The organism is Micromonospora sp. NPDC093244 (genome assembly GCF_040683695.1).
Lineage (GTDB): Bacteria > Actinomycetota > Actinomycetes > Mycobacteriales > Micromonosporaceae > Micromonospora.
Map to the genome: position 1 here is coordinate 240,815 of NZ_JBFBEO010000006.1, position 15,856 is coordinate 256,670.

Below are 15,856 nucleotides of genomic sequence, written 5' to 3' on the forward strand. Positions count from 1 at the left end.
CGACGAAAGTCAGGTGTTCAGCTGCTCTCCTCGGCCCAGGTCCGCCAGTCGTCGAGCACCCCGTGCAGGGCCGGGGTGAGCCAGCCCGGCGCCGACCGCCGGAACACGCCCGGGTCCATCGCGCCGGCGCCGTCGGGCACCGCGCCGAGCAGGTTCGGCACCAGGTCGGTGAGGTTCGTCCAGTGCACCAGCTCCGGCGTGGCCGGCCAGGCGCCGATCACCACGCCCGCCGGCACCGCCCGCCGGTCCAGCGCCTCCAGGGTCAGCGCGGTGTGGTTGAGCGTGCCCAGACCGGCGCGGGCGACCACCACCGCTGGCGCGCCGAGCGACACCGCCAGGTCGGCCATCGTCCACGGCTCACCCGACGGGCGCAGGCCCATCGGCACCAACAGCCCACCGGCGCCCTCCACCAGCACCAGGTCGTGCTTGTCGGTCTCGTCGCGTACGGCGTCCACCGCCGTGTACAGCTCCAGCGGCGGCAGGTCGGCCACCCGGGCGGCGGCCAGCGGCGCCAGCGGATCCGGATAGCTGGCCAGCGTACGGCCGGTCAGCGGCGCGGCGAGCCGGTTCACCGCGTCCACGTCACCCGGTTCGCCGCTGGCCGTACCCGTCTGGCCCGGTTTGACCACTGCCACCCGCAGTCCGGCGGCCTGCGCGGCTGCCGTGATCGCCGCGGTCACCACGGTCTTGCCGACCTCGGTGTCGGTGCCGGTGACCAGCACCACTCCCTGCCAGGCACTCACGCGACCACCTCGGTATCCCTCGCCGGCACGGGCGCACACTCCACGACGACGTCCAGGGCCCGCTCGAAGGCCGCCCGGGGCACCCCGGCGCTGACCGTGAGCCGCAGCCGGGACCGGCTGTCCGGGGTGGACGGCGGCCGGAAGCAACCCACCGCGACGCCCCGGTCCCGGCATGCGGCGGCCCAGGCGGTCGCCGCGTCCGGACCGGGGGCGGTCACCGAGATCACCGCCGCGTCCGGAGCGGACACGGTCAACCCGGCGGCGCGCAGCCGACCGACCGCCAGCGCCACCCGGTCGGCCAGTTCGGCGCGCAGATCGTCCCCGGCCCGGGCCAGCCGCAGCGCGGCGTGCACCCCGGCGGCGACCGCCGGCGGCAGCGCCGTGTCGAAGATGAACGTACGCCCGGTCTCGACCAGGTGCCTGACGAACTCGGCCGGGCCGGCGACCACTCCCCCCGCACCGCCCAGCGCCTTGGACAGGGTGGCGGTGACCACCACGTCCGGTTCGCCGGCCAGCCCGGCAGCGGCGACCGCACCGGCGCCTGACGGACCTGTCACGCCGAGCGCGTGCGCGTCGTCGACGAGCAGCAGCGCGCCGTGGCGGCGGGCCACCGCGTGCAGTCGGGTCAGCGGGGCGAGGTCACCGTCGACCGAGAAGACCGACTCGGTGACCACCACCGCCGGGCGGCCCGGGGCCGCCGCGAGCGCCGCGGCGACCGCAGCCACGTCGGCGTGCGCGGTGACCACTGTCTCCGCGCCCGAGATGCGACACCCGTCGATGAGGGACGCGTGGTTGTGCGCGTCGGAGACGAGCAGCGTCCGGGGCTGCACGAGGGCCCGCAGCGCGCCGAGGTTGGCCAGGTAGCCGGAGGAGAAGACGAGAGCGCCGTCGGTGCCCAGCCACCCCGCCAGCTCGGCCTCCAGCGCGTGGTGCGCGTCGGTCGAGCCGCGTACCAGCCGAGACCCGGTGGCCCCCAGCCCGTACGCCGACAGGGCCGCCGCGGCGGCGCCGGTGACCTCCGGGTGGGTGGCCAGGCCGAGATAGTCGTTGCCGGCCAGGTCGGTCATGCCGTCGTCGGCGGGACGCGGGTGCAGCCGCCGGGTCAGCCCGGCCTTCGCCCGCAGGTCCGCGCGGCGGTCGAGCGTCGCCAGCCAGTCCGCCACCGTCACCCCTTCGCCGCTGTCCGCGCCGGTCACGCCGACACCCGCCGGGCGAAATTACCACCCGCCGCCAGCCGCCCGACGGATCCACTCGGTGCGAGGGTCCGGAGACGGCGGGTCATTCCGGCTGATCGGGAGGCCTTGTAGGGTACGAGCCATGCCAGAGATCCTCGACCAGGCCCGGACCCAGGTCCTGGGTGACGGTGTCGGCCTCGACCAGGCCGGCATTCTCGCCGTGCTCAGTCTGCCCGACGAGCACCTGCCCGCAGCCCTCCAACTCGCCCACGACGTGCGGATGCGCTGGTGCGGCCCGGAGGTCGAGGTCGAGGGGATCGTCTCGCTGAAGACCGGCGGCTGCCCGGAGGACTGCCACTTCTGCTCCCAGTCCGGGCTGTTCACCTCTCCGGTGCGGTCGGTCTGGCTGGACATCCCGTCGCTCGTCGAGGCGGCGAAGCAGACCGCGAAGACCGGGGCTACCGAGTTCTGCATCGTGGCGGCGGTACGCGGCCCGGACGCGCGGCTGATGAAGCAGATGCGCGAGGGCGTGGCCGCCATCAAGGCCGAGGTGGACATCCAGGTCGCCGCGTCGCTGGGCATGCTCTCCCAGGAGCAGGTCGACGACCTTGTCGACATGGGCGTGCACCGCTACAACCACAACCTGGAGACCTGCCGGTCGTACTTCCCCAACGTGGTCACCACGCACTCCTGGGAGGAGCGCTGGGAGACGTTGCGGATGGTCCGCGACTCCGGCATGGAGGTGTGCTGCGGCGGCATCCTCGGCCTCGGCGAGACCGTCGAGCAGCGGGCGGAGTTCGCCGCGCAGCTCGCCGAGTTGAACCCGCACGAGGTGCCGCTCAACTTCCTCAACCCCCGCCCCGGCACGCCGCTGGGCGACCGTCCGGTGGTGGAGGGCAAGGACGCGCTGCGGGCCATCGCCGCGTTCCGGCTGGCCATGCCGCGCACCATCCTGCGGTACGCGGGCGGTCGGGAGATCACCCTCGGTGACCTGGGCACCCGCGACGGTCTGCTCGGTGGCATCAACGCGGTGATCGTCGGTAACTACCTCACCACGCTGGGTCGGCCGGCGACAGCCGACCTGGACCTGCTCGACGAGCTGAAGATGCCTGTCAAGGCCCTCTCCGCCACGCTGTGACGACCATGACGACGACGCAGGTGTGGTGCGACAGGTGCGGTGAGTCGGCGACCGACGGCGCCCATGCGGGCTGCGCGTCGGCCCGCCGGTTGGAGCCGCCCCGGTACTGCCATTCGTGCCGCCGTCGGATGAAGGTGCAGGTGCTGCCGGTCGGCTGGTCGGCGATCTGCGTCGAGCACGGTGAGATCCGGGGCTGAGCCGATGCTGCGAGGGCGGGCGGTGACCCTGCGACCGGCGACGGTCGAGGACGTGCCGGCCCTCGCGGCGATCCGGGCGGCCCCAGAGGTACGCCGGTGGTGGCGCGGCGGCGACGACCTGGCCGACTCGGTCCGCGCCGACCTCGGCGACGACGACCTGGCCCTGTACGCCATCGAGCACGACGGCCGGGTGGTCGGCGCGATCCAGTGGCACGCCGAGTCCGATCCGGACTACCGCCACGCCAGCCTGGACATCTTCCTCGACCCGGCGGTCCGCGGCGAGGGCCTCGGTGGGGACGCCATCCGCACCCTGGCCCGGCACCTCGTCGACGAGTACGGCCACCACCGGTTCACAGTCGACCCGGCGGCGGCGAACAGCGCCGCCATCCGCGCGTACGCCAAGGCGGGTTTCCGTCCGGTAGGTGTGCTGCGGCGCTACGAGCGCGGCGAGGACGGCCGCTGGCACGACGGCCTGCTGATGGACCTGCTCGCCGACGATCTCGTGGAGTGAGCGGGCGCGTCAGCCGTCCCAGCACAGGTGTCCGTCGGGGAGCTGGCGGGCACCCTCGGCGGGCTGGTGGGAGCTGATCCGGCCCTCCGGCATGAGGTGCGCGACAGGCATTCCCCGGCCGAGGGCTGTGACGTCGGCGATGAGTCGACGGTGGCAGCGCCACCAGAGGCTCTCGCTGCACATCACGGCGGTGGTCCGCCGGGTCGCGTCGGCCAACATCTCGGTGAGCGCCACGTCGAACTCCGGCGTGCGCGTGTAGGCGGCGTATGCCCGGAACGCCGCGACGTTCCACCAGGTGTCCGGCTCCGGCTCGCCGGAGGGGATGTGCCGCCGCCCGCCCAGGCGTGGCTCCCAGCGGTAGTCGATCCCGAACTCGGGGAGCCACCGCTCCAGCTCCTCGCGGCGGACGTCCGGGTTGGTGCGGCTGGCCGGGTACCTGCGCACGTCCACGACCAGGGCCACCCCGGCCCCGGTCAGCAGGTCCCCCAGCCGCACCCGGTCGGCCGTACCGTGCCCTACGGTCAGCAGTTCCACCACACTGCTGCCTTGCCCCGAATCCCGTGTGCTTATCCCGGGTACGACGGAGTGGGTACCCGGACGCAGATCGCGGGCGTGCCCGGCACCGTGCGGTGCCGGGCACGCCCCTGTTCTCCGAATCCGGTGACGCCTAGCGTTGGAGGGTCAGCACACCCGGCCGCCACGGCAGCAGGTTGTAGTCGCCCCCCGCACTGGGGTTCTTGCCCTGGTACAGCAACTGCAGGTTGCAGGCGTCGACGGTCTTGGTCTGGTCGGGGTTGGTGCGGACCAGGTCACCGTGGCTGATGTCGTTGGTCCACGTCGCGCCACTGTTGGCCTTGCCGGCGAACGGGTTGCTCTCGGTGGCGGCCTGCGGGGTCCACGAGCCGCTCAGGCTGGTGGACGTGAACGAACGGAAGTAGCGTTGCCCCTGGCTCCCGATCGCCTCGACGATCATCAGGTACTGGTTCTGGCCCGCCACCTTGTAGACCTCGACGCCCTCGAACAGGTTGTTCGTCGAGTCCGACATGACAGTCGTGTAGGTCGAGCCGAAGCTGCCCGGGAAGTTCCCCAGCGGCATGCTCGACCGGTAGATCTTGCCGTTGTCCCCGGCGAAGAACAGGTACATGTTCTGGTCGTCGCCGATGAGGGTCTGGTCGATCACGCCGTACGGAGCGTCCGAGAGGGTGGCGGTGGACAGCGTCTGCGCCGAGGACCAGCCGTTGGCGTTCGTCGGGTCGCTCGACGTCTTGTAGCTGAACGAGGTCGGTCCCCACTGGTACGCCAGCACCCAGATGTTCTTCGGGGCGAAGTACAGCAGCGTGGGCGCCACCGTGCCCTGGCTCATTCCGGTCTGGCCGGCCGAGGCCATGTCGGACCAGTTCGTGAAGGGGCTGAAGTTCATCGAGCTGTACTGGCCGCTGCTGTTGACGTACGACCCGTAGACCAGGTGCTTGCCGTTGTAGACCACATTGGTGAAGTCCTTGAGCGAGACCCAGCCGTTCTGCGGGTTGGCCAACGCGCCGGTCGACGACCACCGGTAGGTCGACGGCAGCGCGCAGCCATCCGTCGGCGGTGGCGTGGTGGTCGGCGGGGTGGACGTCGGCGGGGTCGATGTGGGCGGGGTGTCGCCACCGAAGTCGGTCCGCCACTGCTGGTTGGTCTGCCCGTGGCAGTCGTACAGCTGGACCTGCTGGCCGTTGCCGGTGCCCCAGACGTCCAGGCACCGGCCGGACTGGACACCGCTGATGGTGCCGTTGGAGTTGATGTTCCACTGCTGGTTCGCCCCGCTGTTGCAGTCCCAGATGATGATTCCGGTGCCGTTCGCGGTGGCCGCGCCGTTCGCGTCCAGGCACTTGCTGCCGTAGACCCGCAGCTGCTTGCCGCTGGTGTACGTCCACTGCTGGTTCGACTGACCGTTGCAGTCGTAGAGCTGGACGCGGGTGCCGTTGGTCTGCGTGGCGTTGGGCACGTCGATGCACCGGCCCGACTGCACCCCGACGATCCGGCCGGCGCCACCGCTCGGCGGCGGGGTCGTGGTCGGGCTCACCGTCGGGGTCGTGGTCGGGCTGGAGGTCGGCGGGGCCGCGTTGAGGGCGTTGAGGACGGAGTTGTAGGCGGCCTTCTTGTTGCCGTTTCCGTCGAAGAGCAGCGGGCTCTCGTTCGAGCGCCAGGAGTCGCTGTCGCGTACGCCCCAGACGGTGATGCCGATGCAGCGCGGCACGTTCAGGCACGCCTGGGTCAGCCCGGCGTACTGGGTGGTGGAGGAGTTGGTGACGTCGACCTCGGTCAGCGCCACGTCCACGCCGAGCGCGGCGAAGCTGGACAGCGTGGTCTGGAAGTTGCTCGGCAGCGAACTGCCACCGGTGAAGTGGGTCTGCAACCCGACGCAGTCGATCGGCACTCCGCGGGACTTGAAGTCCTGGATCATGCGGTAGACGCCCTGCGTCTTGCCGTACGACCAGTTCTCGATGTTGTAGTCGTTGTAGCAGAGCTTCACCGACGGGTCGGCCGCCCGCGCGGTGCGGAACGCCACCTCGATCCAGTCGTTGCCGGTGCCCTGGAGGTTGGAGCTGCGGCGGCTGCCGTCCTCGTTGAACGCCTCGTTGACCACGTCCCAGGCGGCGAGCTTGCCCCGGTAATGGGCCATCACGCCGTTGATGTGGTCGATCATCGCCTGACGCAGGTTGCTGCCACTCAGGCTCTGCATCCACCCCGGCTGTTGTGCGTGCCAGGCCAGGGTGTGCCCACGGACCTTCAGGCCACGCTGGGTCGCCCAGTTGTAGATCTGGTCACCGGAGTTGAAGTTGAACTGGCCCCGCTGGGGCTCCGTCGCGTCCGGCTTCATCTCGTTCTCGGCGGTGATCATGTTGAACTCACGCGCCGCGATCGTGCTGTACGTGGAATTGCTCAGCCGGCCCGCCGCGATGGCGGTGCCGAAGTACCGGCCGGACTGCGCGGCGGCCGCGCCGAGCGTGGTCGCGGCGGCGTTCGCCGAGGGCATCATCACCGCGACAGCGGCCACGGTCACGACGCTGAACGTGCCGGCGAGCAGCGCTCGGACGACGTTCGACCGCCGCCGCCGAGTTCCGCCGGAATGAACGGATGGGCTTGTTTCCATCTTGGCCTCCTTACTTGGCCAACACCCGGAACGCCGAGGCGGGACGACCGGACGTCTCAGTCATATATTTATCTTGGTCAATGTTCATACCACGCGACCGGTCCCGGTAGCGGAGGTTTCGGAAAAGTTTCGGAAATGTGTTGGCGCTACGCGGCGTGGCCTGGCCGGTCGCGACACCGGCCACACCACGCCCCGTCGTCGAGTCAGGCGACCGCGCAGGTGGTGTTGTTGACGGTGAAGGCCGTCGGCTTCGGGTTACCGCCTGTGTGGTTGCCGTTGAAGCCGAAGCTCACCGACGCACCCGGCGCGATGGTGCCGTTGTAGGACAGGTTGGTGGCCGTGACCGCCGCGCCACTCTGGCTGACCGTCGCCGACCAACCCTGGCTGACGGTCTGCCCGGCGGCGAAGCTGAACCGCAGCGTCCAGCCGTTGATCGCGGTGGTGCCGGTGTTGGTGACGGTGACGGTGGCGGTGAAGCCGGTGCTCCAGTCGGTGGTGGCGTACCCCACCGAGCAGGTGCCGCCGACCGGCGGTGCCGCGGTGGTCACCGCGACCGGCGCGGACGCCGCGGAGGTGTTGCCCGCCGCGTCGACGGCCACCACGTAGAACTGGTACGCCGTGGACGCGGTCAGCCCGGTCACCGCGACTGTGGTGCCGGTCGGTGAGCCGACGAGCGCGTCGGTCGTGCCGGCCTCGCGGTAGACCCGGTACCCGGTGACGCCCACGTTGTCGGTGGACGCCGCCCAGCTCAGGGTGAGCCCGGTGGCGGTGACAGCCGAGGCGACGGGGGTGCCGGGCGTGCTCGGCGCTGTGGTGTCGGCGGTGCCGGCCGGCGGCGTTGTCACGCTGAGCTTCGGTGACGCGGCCGACGTGTTGCCCGCGCCGTCGCGCGCGACGATCGTGTACTCGTACGTCCGCTCGGGCAGCAGCGTCGAGATGGTGACCGAGTTCCCGGTGACGCGTTGGGTCGCCACCACGTCGTTGCCGACCATGAACTCGTTGACGTCGTACCCGGCCAGGCCGCTGCCGCCGCTGTCGGTCGACGGCGTCCAGGTCAGGGTGACCGTGCGGGGGCCGAAGTTCGACGCCACCGGGGTGCCCGGGACGGTAGGCGCCGTGGTGTCCGGAACCACCGGGCCGGGCTCCTCGCCCCAGATCCGGGTGCTGCCGGCGTAGAGCGGAACCTTGCGGTTGGGCCCGGCGGTTGCCTGGTACGACGGGTCGTTTGTCGGGTCCCAGGTGCCGCCCTCCGGCACACCGATCTTGAACTGGACCTCCATCCGGTGCTGCGACTGACCGGCCGGGGCGATGGTGTAGCCGGTGCAGTCCACCTCGACGTACCAGATGTCGCCGCTGAACTGCTTGGCGGTGGTCGGGGACGGGCAGCCCTGGGTGTAGCCGGCGGTGACCTGCACCGGACCGGTGCCGTCGGGCCGGAAGTAGTACCGGAACCTCCCGTTCGTCAGGGCGCGGGCCGGGAACGCCGACTTGTTGTAGACCATCACCTTGAGCCCGGTGGCCCGCGGCTCCGCCTGGGTCACGGTGGTCTCCACTGTCAGCTCGTCCATGTCCGGCGTCTCGGCGACCGGGAAGTTGGCAAGCGGCGTGCCCCCGTACTCGGAGGTGAGCCGGACCAGCGCGGACGTGAAGCCGGCGTTGTAGTCGGTGGCGACCTCGTTCATCACGTAGTCCGAGCGGCTGTCGCTGTACGCGTCGTTTGCCGAGGACGGGCCGCCGACAAGCGCGCCGTAGAGGGTGTGCCGGGTCTCGACGGGCACGGTCTGACTGTCCCACCAGGACCCGTGCGCGGTGCGGTGGTGCGGGTTCTTCGGTGAGTTGGCCCCGAACCCGATGACGTAGCTGGAGTTGCGCGGGTTGTCGCCGAGCGCGTAGTTGATCTGCCGGACGGCGAAGTCGTGGTAGCGCGCCTTGCGTGTGGTGTCGCTGGTCTTGTCGCTGTAGACGAGCGCCGCGAAGGATGTGTTGGCGGCGTAGCGCAGCGCGCCCCACGAGTCGAGCACCGCCATCCCGCCGGGTGAATACGGCACCCGCTGCCCGTCCACCCCGACGGTCCAGTAGTCCAGCCAGCGGTTGGCGTCGTCGACGTACTTCTGCTTGCCCGTCAGGTTGGCCAGCAGCACGTACGCGCCGAACTGCTTGTTGTCCCAGGCGATCGTCCACTTGTAGGAGCGGGTGGTGCTCTGGTTCTCGGTGCCGAGCTTGTCGTACTCACTCTCGGCCTTGGCCAGGTAGCTCGCGTCGCCGGTGGCCCGGTACAGCCAGATCGCGCCCCAGACCAGCTCGTCCTGCCAGCCGCTCCACGACTTGTAGAACGACGCCGCGTCGGTGATGCACTCGCTGTACGCCTTCCGCACGGTGTCGGCGAACGTGTAGAGCTGCCGGGCGTGGCCGAGCAGCTTGTCCGCGTAGGCCGCGTCGGTGGGCCGGAACACCATCGAGGACGCGGCCATCGCGGCTGCCGTCTCCCCCGCCAGGTCCGCGCCGCCACAGCTCGCATCGATCTTGTACGCGGGCCGCGCCATCGGCATCACCTCGGCCGGACCCCACCACTTGTGGTCGTCGTCGCCCTTGCCGACCTGCCCGTAGAGGACGTTCGCCGACGGGTGCGCCTTGATGAAGTAGTCGTTGACGAAGCGCAGGTTGTTGAGCAGGTGCGGCAGTTGGCCGGAGGAGGTGTAGCCGCTGCGGTACTCCACCGCTCCCCAGGCGAGCATCGTGGCGCTGAACGCCATCGGGAAACCGAACTTCACGTGGTCACCGGCGTCGTACCAACCGCCGGTGAGGTCCAGCCCGGCGTCCCGGCCGTCGGTGAGGGCGCTGTCGCCGCGCCAGGAGACCCGGTTCCAGTCGGGCAGTTCGCCGGACTGCTGGGCCTCGTAGAAGAGCAGCGACTTCTGCAACGCCTCGGCGTAGTTGAAGGACGCCGCCGCGGACGCCGGACCGGACGGCGGTGCGGTGACGGCGAGGGACAGGCCGGTGAGCAGGGCGATGCCGGCGGCCAGCATTCGCCTGGGCCAGGGCTGGTCGGCGACCGGCCGCCGGCCGGGTCGGCCGGGAACCGGCCGGGTCAGATGGCGCATGGCGGGCTCCTGTCGGAGGCGCCGCCGGTGGTCGCACCGACGCGGGACGGCGTGGGGGCGGCGTGGCCACCGGCGACGGTGGGGTGGCGGTGTCACCAGGGGTAGCCGTGGAAGCGCTCCCATGGATAGTCGACAATGTATCGGCCCTGACGTCGCTTGGGAAGCCCGCAACCGCCGACGCCACCTCGCGGCCGGCGTACTCGCGAGTAACCCCGGTGGACGACATCACACCATCGATGTACATCGATTCTATGACGATCGTGTCCGCAGCTCAGCCGCTCCGCACCCGAGCAGACCGTCGGGCATGACAATGCCAACGACGTCCAGCCAGACAAACGTACTGTTGCTGACCCGCTACTGCCCGCGAGACAGTACCGACCATCAGCGGTGCCATCGACGCCGCCGCTCCCCGGTCGACCCTGAGGAGGACGCGATGGCACTACGACTCGCCGAGGGCACCGCCTGGTCCGAGGTCCTCGCCCGCGCGGTGGCTGCCGCGCCGGAGGCGTTCGGCGCCGACGTGGACGGCGTCACCACACTGCACAACCTCGTCGAGGGCGAGTGGCGGGCCGTGGGCCGCCCCGCCCCGGTCCGCACCCCGGTGGACAACACGGTCATCGTCAACCTGCCCCGGCTCGACGCCGACACTGCCCGCGCCGCCGTCACGCACGCCACCGCCGCGCACCACGCCTGGGCCCGTACCCCGCTGGCCGACCGCAAGGCCCGGGTCGCCGACGCGCTGGACGCCCTCACCGCCCACCGCGACCTGCTCGCGCTGCTGCTGGTCTGGGAGATCGGCAAGCCGTGGCGGCTCGCCTGCGCCGACGTGGACCGCGCGCTCGACGGCGTCCGCTGGTACGCCGACGAGATCGACCGGATGCTCGCCGACGGCCGCGAACCGCTGCCCGGCCCGGTCAGCAACATCGCCTCGTGGAACTACCCGATGAGCGTCCTCGTGCACGCCGAACTGGTCCAACTGCTGGCCGGCAACGCGGTCATCGCCAAGACGCCGTCACAGGGCGGCGCGGTCTGCCTGACCGTCGCGCACGCGCTGATGCGCCGCGCCGGTCTGCCCGCCACCCTCGTCTCCGGCGGCGGTGAGGAACTGTCCGAGGTGCTGGTCCGCGCACCCGAGATCGGCGCGGTGGCGTTCGTCGGCGGCCGCTCCAACGGCGGCAAGGTCGCCGCCGCGCTGCTCGACAGCGACAAGCGGCACTTCATCGAGCAGGAGGGCCTCAACGCCTGGGGCATCTGGAACTTCTCCCAGTGGGACCTGCTCGCCGCGCACCTGAAGAAGGGCTTCGAGTACGGCAAGCAGCGCTGCACCGCGTACCCCCGGTTCGTCGTGCAACGCGACCTGGTCGACGAGTTCCTCGACATGTACCTGCCGGTGGTGCGCTCGGTCCGCTTCGGCCACCCGCTCGCCGTCGACGAGAACTGGACCGCCGGCGACCCGCTGCCCGAGCTGGACTTCGGGCCGCTGATCAGTGCCGCCAAGGCCGACGAGCTGCACCGCAAGGTCGACGAGGCGGTCCGCGGCGGCGCGGTGCCCCTGCACCGGGGCAAGCTGACCGGCGCGCCGTTCCTGCCCGGGCAGGACACCTCGGCGTACGTGGCGCCGTCGGTGCTGCTCGCCCCGCCCGGCCGGTCCCGTCTCATGCACGCCGAACCGTTCGGCCCCGTCGACACGATCGTCGTGGTGGACACCACCGACGAGCTTCTGGCCGCGATGAACGCCTCCAACGGCGCGCTTGTCGCCTCCCTGGCCTGCGACGACGAGGAACTGGCAGGCAAGCTCGCGGTGGACCTTCAGGCGTTCAAGGTGGGCATCAACAAGCCACGCTCGCGAGGTGACCGCGACGAGGCGTTCGGCGGTCGGGGCGCCTCGTGGAAGGGCGCGTTCGTCGGCGGTGACCTGCTGGTGCACGCCGTCACCGTCGGCGGCCAGGGCCGGCTGTACGGCAACTTCCCCGACTACAGCAGCTACCCCGCCACCTGACCGACACCCCGGTCCCCGCCACGGTGGCGGGGACCGGGACCGCGTACGGTCGACCGATGGCGATGATCGCGCAGCTTTCCCTGGGCGTGTCCGACGCCGAACGGGCCGAGGCTTTCTGGGCGGCCGCCCTCGGCTACCGCCGACGCCCGCCCCGCCACCCGGGCGACGAGTGGATCGTGCTGGAGCCGCCGCCGGGCGTGTCCGGTGCGGCCATCGCGATGGACCTCAGCGACAGCCCGGTCGAGGAGTTTCCCCGCGTCCACCTCGACCTGGACGCCGGCGAGCGCACCCTCGACGAGGAGGTCGACAGGCTCCTGGCCCTCGGCGCCCGACCTGTCGACTGGCGGCACTACCCGACCGATCCACTCCCGACCGAGCCGCCGTACGTGGTGCTCGCCGACCCGGAGGGCAATCGGTTCTGCGTGTCGGGTCGGCGCGAACCGCCCGAGGACCCCCGCTAGCCGCCAGGCGTCAGGACGGTCCCCGGCACGGTCGCCCCGGCCGGTGCGGCGAGCGGAACGGTGAGGGTGAGCAGAGCACCGTCGCGCTCCGCCGTGCCGGGCCGGTCCAGCCGGCGCAGCGTCCGCAGCATCGGCGTGTTCTCGGCGTGGACGTGCAGCACGAGTGCCGCGTACCCTGCCGCGTCGGCGTGCCGGGCCAGCCGGCGTAGCAGCACCGAGCCGAGCCCCCGCCGCTGCCAGTCGTCCCGTACCAGCAGCGCCGCCTCGGCCTCGTCGCCCTCGCCGAGCAGGTTCGCCAGGGCGACCACCGACTCCGGCCCGCCGTCGGCGCCTGTGGTCGTGGCGACCAGCGCCAGCCCCCGGCCCGGCTCCAACAGTCGACGCAGCCGGGCCGGCTGCGGCACCGCCGCCCCACCCAGGTAGCGCCGGTGCCGGCTGCGCGGGGAGCACGCCTCGTGCAGCTCCAGCACAGCCGACAGGTCGTCCGCGCACGCCGGCCGCACAGCCACCTCGGCGCCGTCGGGCAGCACCAGTGTGACGTGTTCGGCCGCCCGCCGCGCCACCGTGGCAGCCAGCTCGACGAGGGCCTGCGCCCGGGCGTACTCCGCCGGGGTGAACGCGGGCGCGGCCCGGCGCAGCGCGAACGAGCCACCCGCCGGGTCGGCCAGCAGCATGCTGGTGCCGGTGACGCCCCTCTCGGCCCCGGTCGACGCCGGTCGCCAGCTGACCGAGTCGGCGCCGAGCAGCGTCCGCAGCGCCTCGCCCGTCGCGTCCGGGTCACGCACCAGCCGATTGGCCAGTCCGAGCACCCGGGTGGGCTGGTCGACAAGGCCGCGCGCCTCGCTGCGCGCCACCCAGCAGTCCCGCCCACGACCACGCTCGACGGCCGCGACCAACTCGGCCTCGGCGAGCGTGTCAGGCGCGTCGACCAGGAAGTCGTCCACCGCACCCTGCTCGGTCGGCTGCACCTGCACGGTGAGGATGTTGACCCCGCGCAACGCGAGGCTCGCCGTGAGCACCGACAGGTAGCCCGGACGGTCGTCCACGGTCGCTCGGATCCGCCACAACGTCATGGTTGGCTCCCTTCCCCGGGTACCACCCTGACCTCCCGCTGTTGCCGCCCGATTGCCCGGCGGTGACGGGTTGCGCTCGGGCCGGTGTCTCCCGCCCGGGTCGGCCGCTACGCGGGGAGGCCGCGGTAACCGATGGGGCCCTCCCCGACCCGCTGGTAGGTGCCCAGGAACCCACGCTCGCCGAAGGCGACAGTGCCGTTGTTGCCGCGCAGGTCCCGCCAGGCCAGCCTGGTGACCGGGCGGCCGGCCACGGTCACCGAGACGAGCAGGTCACGCGAGCGGTGCCACCCACCGGCCCAGCCCTCCTGGGTGGAGAAGCGCCACGCCTCCTTGGCGACGGTGCCGCGCTGGGTCAGCCGGCCACGGAACTCCGTCGGCTCTCCACCCGGCTGCCGCCGCCAGCCGTAGAAGGCGGCCTGCTGCTTCTCGAACGTGATCGCGTACTCGACGCCGGACTCGTCGGCCCAGGCCACCTGCTCCAAAACGGCCTGCTCGCCGCGGTCGATGAAGATGGTGATGTCGCCGGCGTCGCTGGCGTACCGCAGCACCGGCTCGGCGATCGCCTGCCGTTCGAGGGCCAGTCCCGCCTGGTCGTGTGCGTGCATCGGGTCGATCGTCACCCGGTACAGCCACAGCATGCTCCGGGCGTCGACACCGCTCTCGATGCGCAGCGTGTTCCGGCCGGCCGTCAACTCCTCGGCCGGCACCGCGAAGACCAACCGTTGCGGGAGCCCACCGCCGTTGGGGATCCGCAGCCGGTTGGCCAGCGGCCTGCCGTTGAGGCGAACGGTGAGCGGGGCGTACCCGGGCGCCCGGGAGAGCATCGACGCGAGCGCCCGGATGGCGACGCAGGCCTCGCCGACGACGGCCGGGTCGGGCACGTCGAACTCCAGCTCGACCGACCCGCCGGCGTCGATGGCCAGGTGGTCGCCGGCGGCCGAGGAACGGTCGACGCCGGTGATCGTGACGTTCCCGACGCGGGGCGGCTCGGTGCCGAAGTCGGCGTAGGTGGGGTCCATCTGGATCCCGGGCCTCTGCCCGCTCACCGGCGCGGCGGCCGGCGGTCGCAGCAGCACCTCGTAGGACCGGGCGGTGCGCTCAACGTCGTCGTATCCGATGTTGGCGGCGCGAAAGGCCCGCCGCACCTTGCCGATGCGCAGGGCGCCCGGCGCGACCGCCGCCCGGGCGACGTAGAGCGGTTCGCCGTCGCTCTCGCGGCCCGCCGGCAACGCGTCCGCGGGCACCGAGCCACCGGACGCGATGCCCCAGACGCCGCGGTCCATCAGCACCTCGTACTCGTCGACGCGGACCACCTCGCCGGCCCAGGTGGTCCGGGCCGCGCCCAAGGCCGGACGGACCTGGCCCGGGTGCACGCCGCCGTGCATCCGGACGCGGCACACCCACAAGGGCTGGTCCTCCTCGTACCCGTGCGGTACCGCGCCCGCCGGGATCGAGCCACCGCGGGCCGCCTCCCAGCGATATCCGTCGAAAGCAGAGTCCATTCCGGAGAGACTAGATCAACAGGCTCGGGCCTCGCGGACCGCCGACCCCGGCGGGTGGCGGCTCAGGGGTTGGCGCTGACCGGGGGCGCGCCCACCAGGTCCAGCCGGTCCCCGAGAATCACCGCGCAGGCCCGGACGAGCTGGCTGAGCCGGTCGACCTCGGTGCTGTGGAACCCGGCGGCGTAGAGCGTGTCGCTGTGCTCGCGGGCCACCACGAGCACCAGGCCGGCCCGGCCGAACGGCGCTACCGCGTGGTGCGTGCCGTCGGGGGTGGTCATCGAGCGGCCCCGCAGCGGGGTCACCTCCGGCAACCGCAGGGGTACGGGGGTGCGCCAGCTCGCGTGCCCGACGGTGGCCCCACCGCTCCCGCTGCGCGAGGCCCAGTCCACCGGGACCACGGCGGCCACCGCCCAGTCGGCCGCCAGTAGCCCGGGCACCGCGTCGACGAGGGTGGCCAGCCCGTCGGCCGGGTTGGCCGCGACCTGGGCCAGCAACTCGGCGTCCTGACCGGTGGTGGTGGGCGCGCCGATCGCCCGCCACACACCGTCCACCCGCACGCCCGGGATCGCCGCGAGACCGGCCAGCAGCCGCTCGACCCGGGCGGCCCCCGGCCAGACGACTGTGAAATCGTCCACCGCGCGCCCGCCCAGCCGCTCCAGGACCACCACCTGGACGATGTCCGCGCCCGACACGCCAAGCGTGCGGGCGACCTGGCCGAGGGTGCCCGGACGGTCCGGCAGGGTGACCCGAACTCGCAGCAACATGTCTGTCCCTCCGCTCGGCGGGCCGGCGACGGCCGGCAGGCTGGTCACAGCCTGGT

General features: G+C 72.0%; 13 protein-coding genes. 5 read left to right on the top strand and 8 right to left on the bottom strand.

Annotation, left to right across the window (positions count from 1 at the left end; genetic code table 11):
- Positions 1–17 precede the first annotated feature (17 nt).
- Both bioD and AB0N27_RS25825 read right to left on the bottom strand, forming a co-directional pair.
- Entirely contained in the window at positions 18–722 is a 705-nt protein-coding gene (bioD, locus tag AB0N27_RS25820; protein ID WP_364375032.1) for a dethiobiotin synthase, read from the bottom strand.
- A 17-nt stretch (positions 723–739) separates the two neighbouring features.
- Positions 740–1,906: an 8-amino-7-oxononanoate synthase gene (locus AB0N27_RS25825; protein ID WP_364375035.1), complete on the bottom strand. Its 1,167-nt coding sequence runs from the start codon at positions 1,904–1,906 to the stop codon at positions 740–742.
- 154 nt (positions 1,907–2,060) lie between these two features.
- Here AB0N27_RS25825 and bioB point away from each other — a divergent pair, with 154 nt between their 5' ends.
- From bioB to AB0N27_RS25840, 3 genes are read left to right on the top strand one after another with little or no spacing between them, the layout of a single operon-like run.
- Complete coding sequence (bioB, locus tag AB0N27_RS25830) at positions 2,061–3,056, top strand: biotin synthase BioB (RefSeq protein ID WP_364374853.1); 996 nt, start codon at positions 2,061–2,063, stop codon at positions 3,054–3,056.
- Positions 3,057–3,061: 5 nt separating this feature from the next.
- Positions 3,062–3,253 (top strand): hypothetical protein, encoded by a 192-nt coding sequence (locus tag AB0N27_RS25835; RefSeq protein ID WP_364374856.1) that lies wholly within the window; start codon positions 3,062–3,064, stop codon positions 3,251–3,253.
- Positions 3,254–3,257: 4 nt separating this feature from the next.
- Positions 3,258–3,764: a GNAT family protein gene (locus AB0N27_RS25840; RefSeq protein ID WP_364374859.1), complete on the top strand. Its 507-nt coding sequence runs from the start codon at positions 3,258–3,260 to the stop codon at positions 3,762–3,764.
- 9 nt (positions 3,765–3,773) lie between these two features.
- Here the strand turns inward: AB0N27_RS25840 and AB0N27_RS25845 are convergent, their stop codons facing one another.
- The 3 genes from AB0N27_RS25845 to AB0N27_RS25855 all read right to left on the bottom strand — a co-directional run bounded on the left by AB0N27_RS25845 (position 3,774) and on the right by AB0N27_RS25855 (position 10,001).
- Positions 3,774–4,298 carry a DUF488 domain-containing protein gene (locus AB0N27_RS25845; protein WP_364374862.1) on the bottom strand — a complete coding sequence of 175 codons (525 nt, stop codon included), beginning with the start codon at positions 4,296–4,298 and terminating at the stop codon, positions 3,774–3,776.
- A gap of 133 nt (positions 4,299–4,431) precedes the next feature.
- Entirely contained in the window at positions 4,432–6,900 is a 2,469-nt protein-coding gene (locus AB0N27_RS25850; RefSeq protein ID WP_364374865.1) for a non-reducing end alpha-L-arabinofuranosidase family hydrolase, read from the bottom strand.
- A 203-nt stretch (positions 6,901–7,103) separates the two neighbouring features.
- Positions 7,104–10,001, bottom strand: a complete 2,898-nt coding sequence (locus AB0N27_RS25855; RefSeq protein WP_364374868.1) for a glycoside hydrolase family 9 protein — start codon at positions 9,999–10,001, stop codon at positions 7,104–7,106.
- A 433-nt stretch (positions 10,002–10,434) separates the two neighbouring features.
- Between AB0N27_RS25855 and AB0N27_RS25860 the strand changes: the two genes are divergently transcribed.
- Complete coding sequence (locus tag AB0N27_RS25860; RefSeq protein ID WP_364374871.1) at positions 10,435–12,000, top strand: aldehyde dehydrogenase family protein; 1,566 nt, start codon at positions 10,435–10,437, stop codon at positions 11,998–12,000.
- Between the two features lie 56 nt (positions 12,001–12,056).
- Positions 12,057–12,461 (top strand): VOC family protein, encoded by a 405-nt coding sequence (locus tag AB0N27_RS25865; protein WP_364374874.1) that lies wholly within the window; start codon positions 12,057–12,059, stop codon positions 12,459–12,461.
- Here AB0N27_RS25865 and AB0N27_RS25870 read toward each other — a convergent pair.
- The 3 genes from AB0N27_RS25870 to AB0N27_RS25880 form a co-directional block, all read right to left on the bottom strand.
- A complete protein-coding gene (locus AB0N27_RS25870; RefSeq protein ID WP_364374877.1) occupies positions 12,458–13,534 on the bottom strand; it encodes a GNAT family N-acetyltransferase in 1,077 nt (358 codons plus the stop codon). The genes AB0N27_RS25865 and AB0N27_RS25870 overlap by 4 nt on opposite strands.
- 107 nt (positions 13,535–13,641) lie before the next feature.
- Entirely contained in the window at positions 13,642–15,036 is a 1,395-nt protein-coding gene (locus tag AB0N27_RS25875) for a DM9 repeat-containing protein (protein WP_364374880.1), read from the bottom strand.
- Between the two features lie 62 nt (positions 15,037–15,098).
- Positions 15,099–15,800 (bottom strand): amino acid-binding protein, encoded by a 702-nt coding sequence (locus tag AB0N27_RS25880; protein ID WP_364374884.1) that lies wholly within the window; start codon positions 15,798–15,800, stop codon positions 15,099–15,101.
- Positions 15,801–15,856: the final 56 nt, after the last annotated feature.

Coding starts and splice junctions, on each gene's coding strand:
- bioB (WP_364374853.1), top strand. CDS start 2,061: ATGCCAGAGATCCTCGACCAGGCCCGGACCCAGGTCCTGGGTGACGGT.
- AB0N27_RS25835 (WP_364374856.1), top strand. CDS start 3,062: ATGACGACGACGCAGGTGTGGTGCGACAGGTGCGGTGAGTCGGCGACC.
- AB0N27_RS25840 (WP_364374859.1), top strand. CDS start 3,258: ATGCTGCGAGGGCGGGCGGTGACCCTGCGACCGGCGACGGTCGAGGAC.
- AB0N27_RS25850 (WP_364374865.1), bottom strand. CDS start 6,900: ATGGAAACAAGCCCATCCGTTCATTCCGGCGGAACTCGGCGGCGGCGG.
- AB0N27_RS25855 (WP_364374868.1), bottom strand. CDS start 10,001: ATGCGCCATCTGACCCGGCCGGTTCCCGGCCGACCCGGCCGGCGGCCG.
- AB0N27_RS25860 (WP_364374871.1), top strand. CDS start 10,435: ATGGCACTACGACTCGCCGAGGGCACCGCCTGGTCCGAGGTCCTCGCC.
- AB0N27_RS25865 (WP_364374874.1), top strand. CDS start 12,057: ATGGCGATGATCGCGCAGCTTTCCCTGGGCGTGTCCGACGCCGAACGG.
- AB0N27_RS25870 (WP_364374877.1), bottom strand. CDS start 13,534: ATGACGTTGTGGCGGATCCGAGCGACCGTGGACGACCGTCCGGGCTAC.
- AB0N27_RS25875 (WP_364374880.1), bottom strand. CDS start 15,036: ATGGACTCTGCTTTCGACGGATATCGCTGGGAGGCGGCCCGCGGTGGC.
- AB0N27_RS25880 (WP_364374884.1), bottom strand. CDS start 15,800: ATGTTGCTGCGAGTTCGGGTCACCCTGCCGGACCGTCCGGGCACCCTC.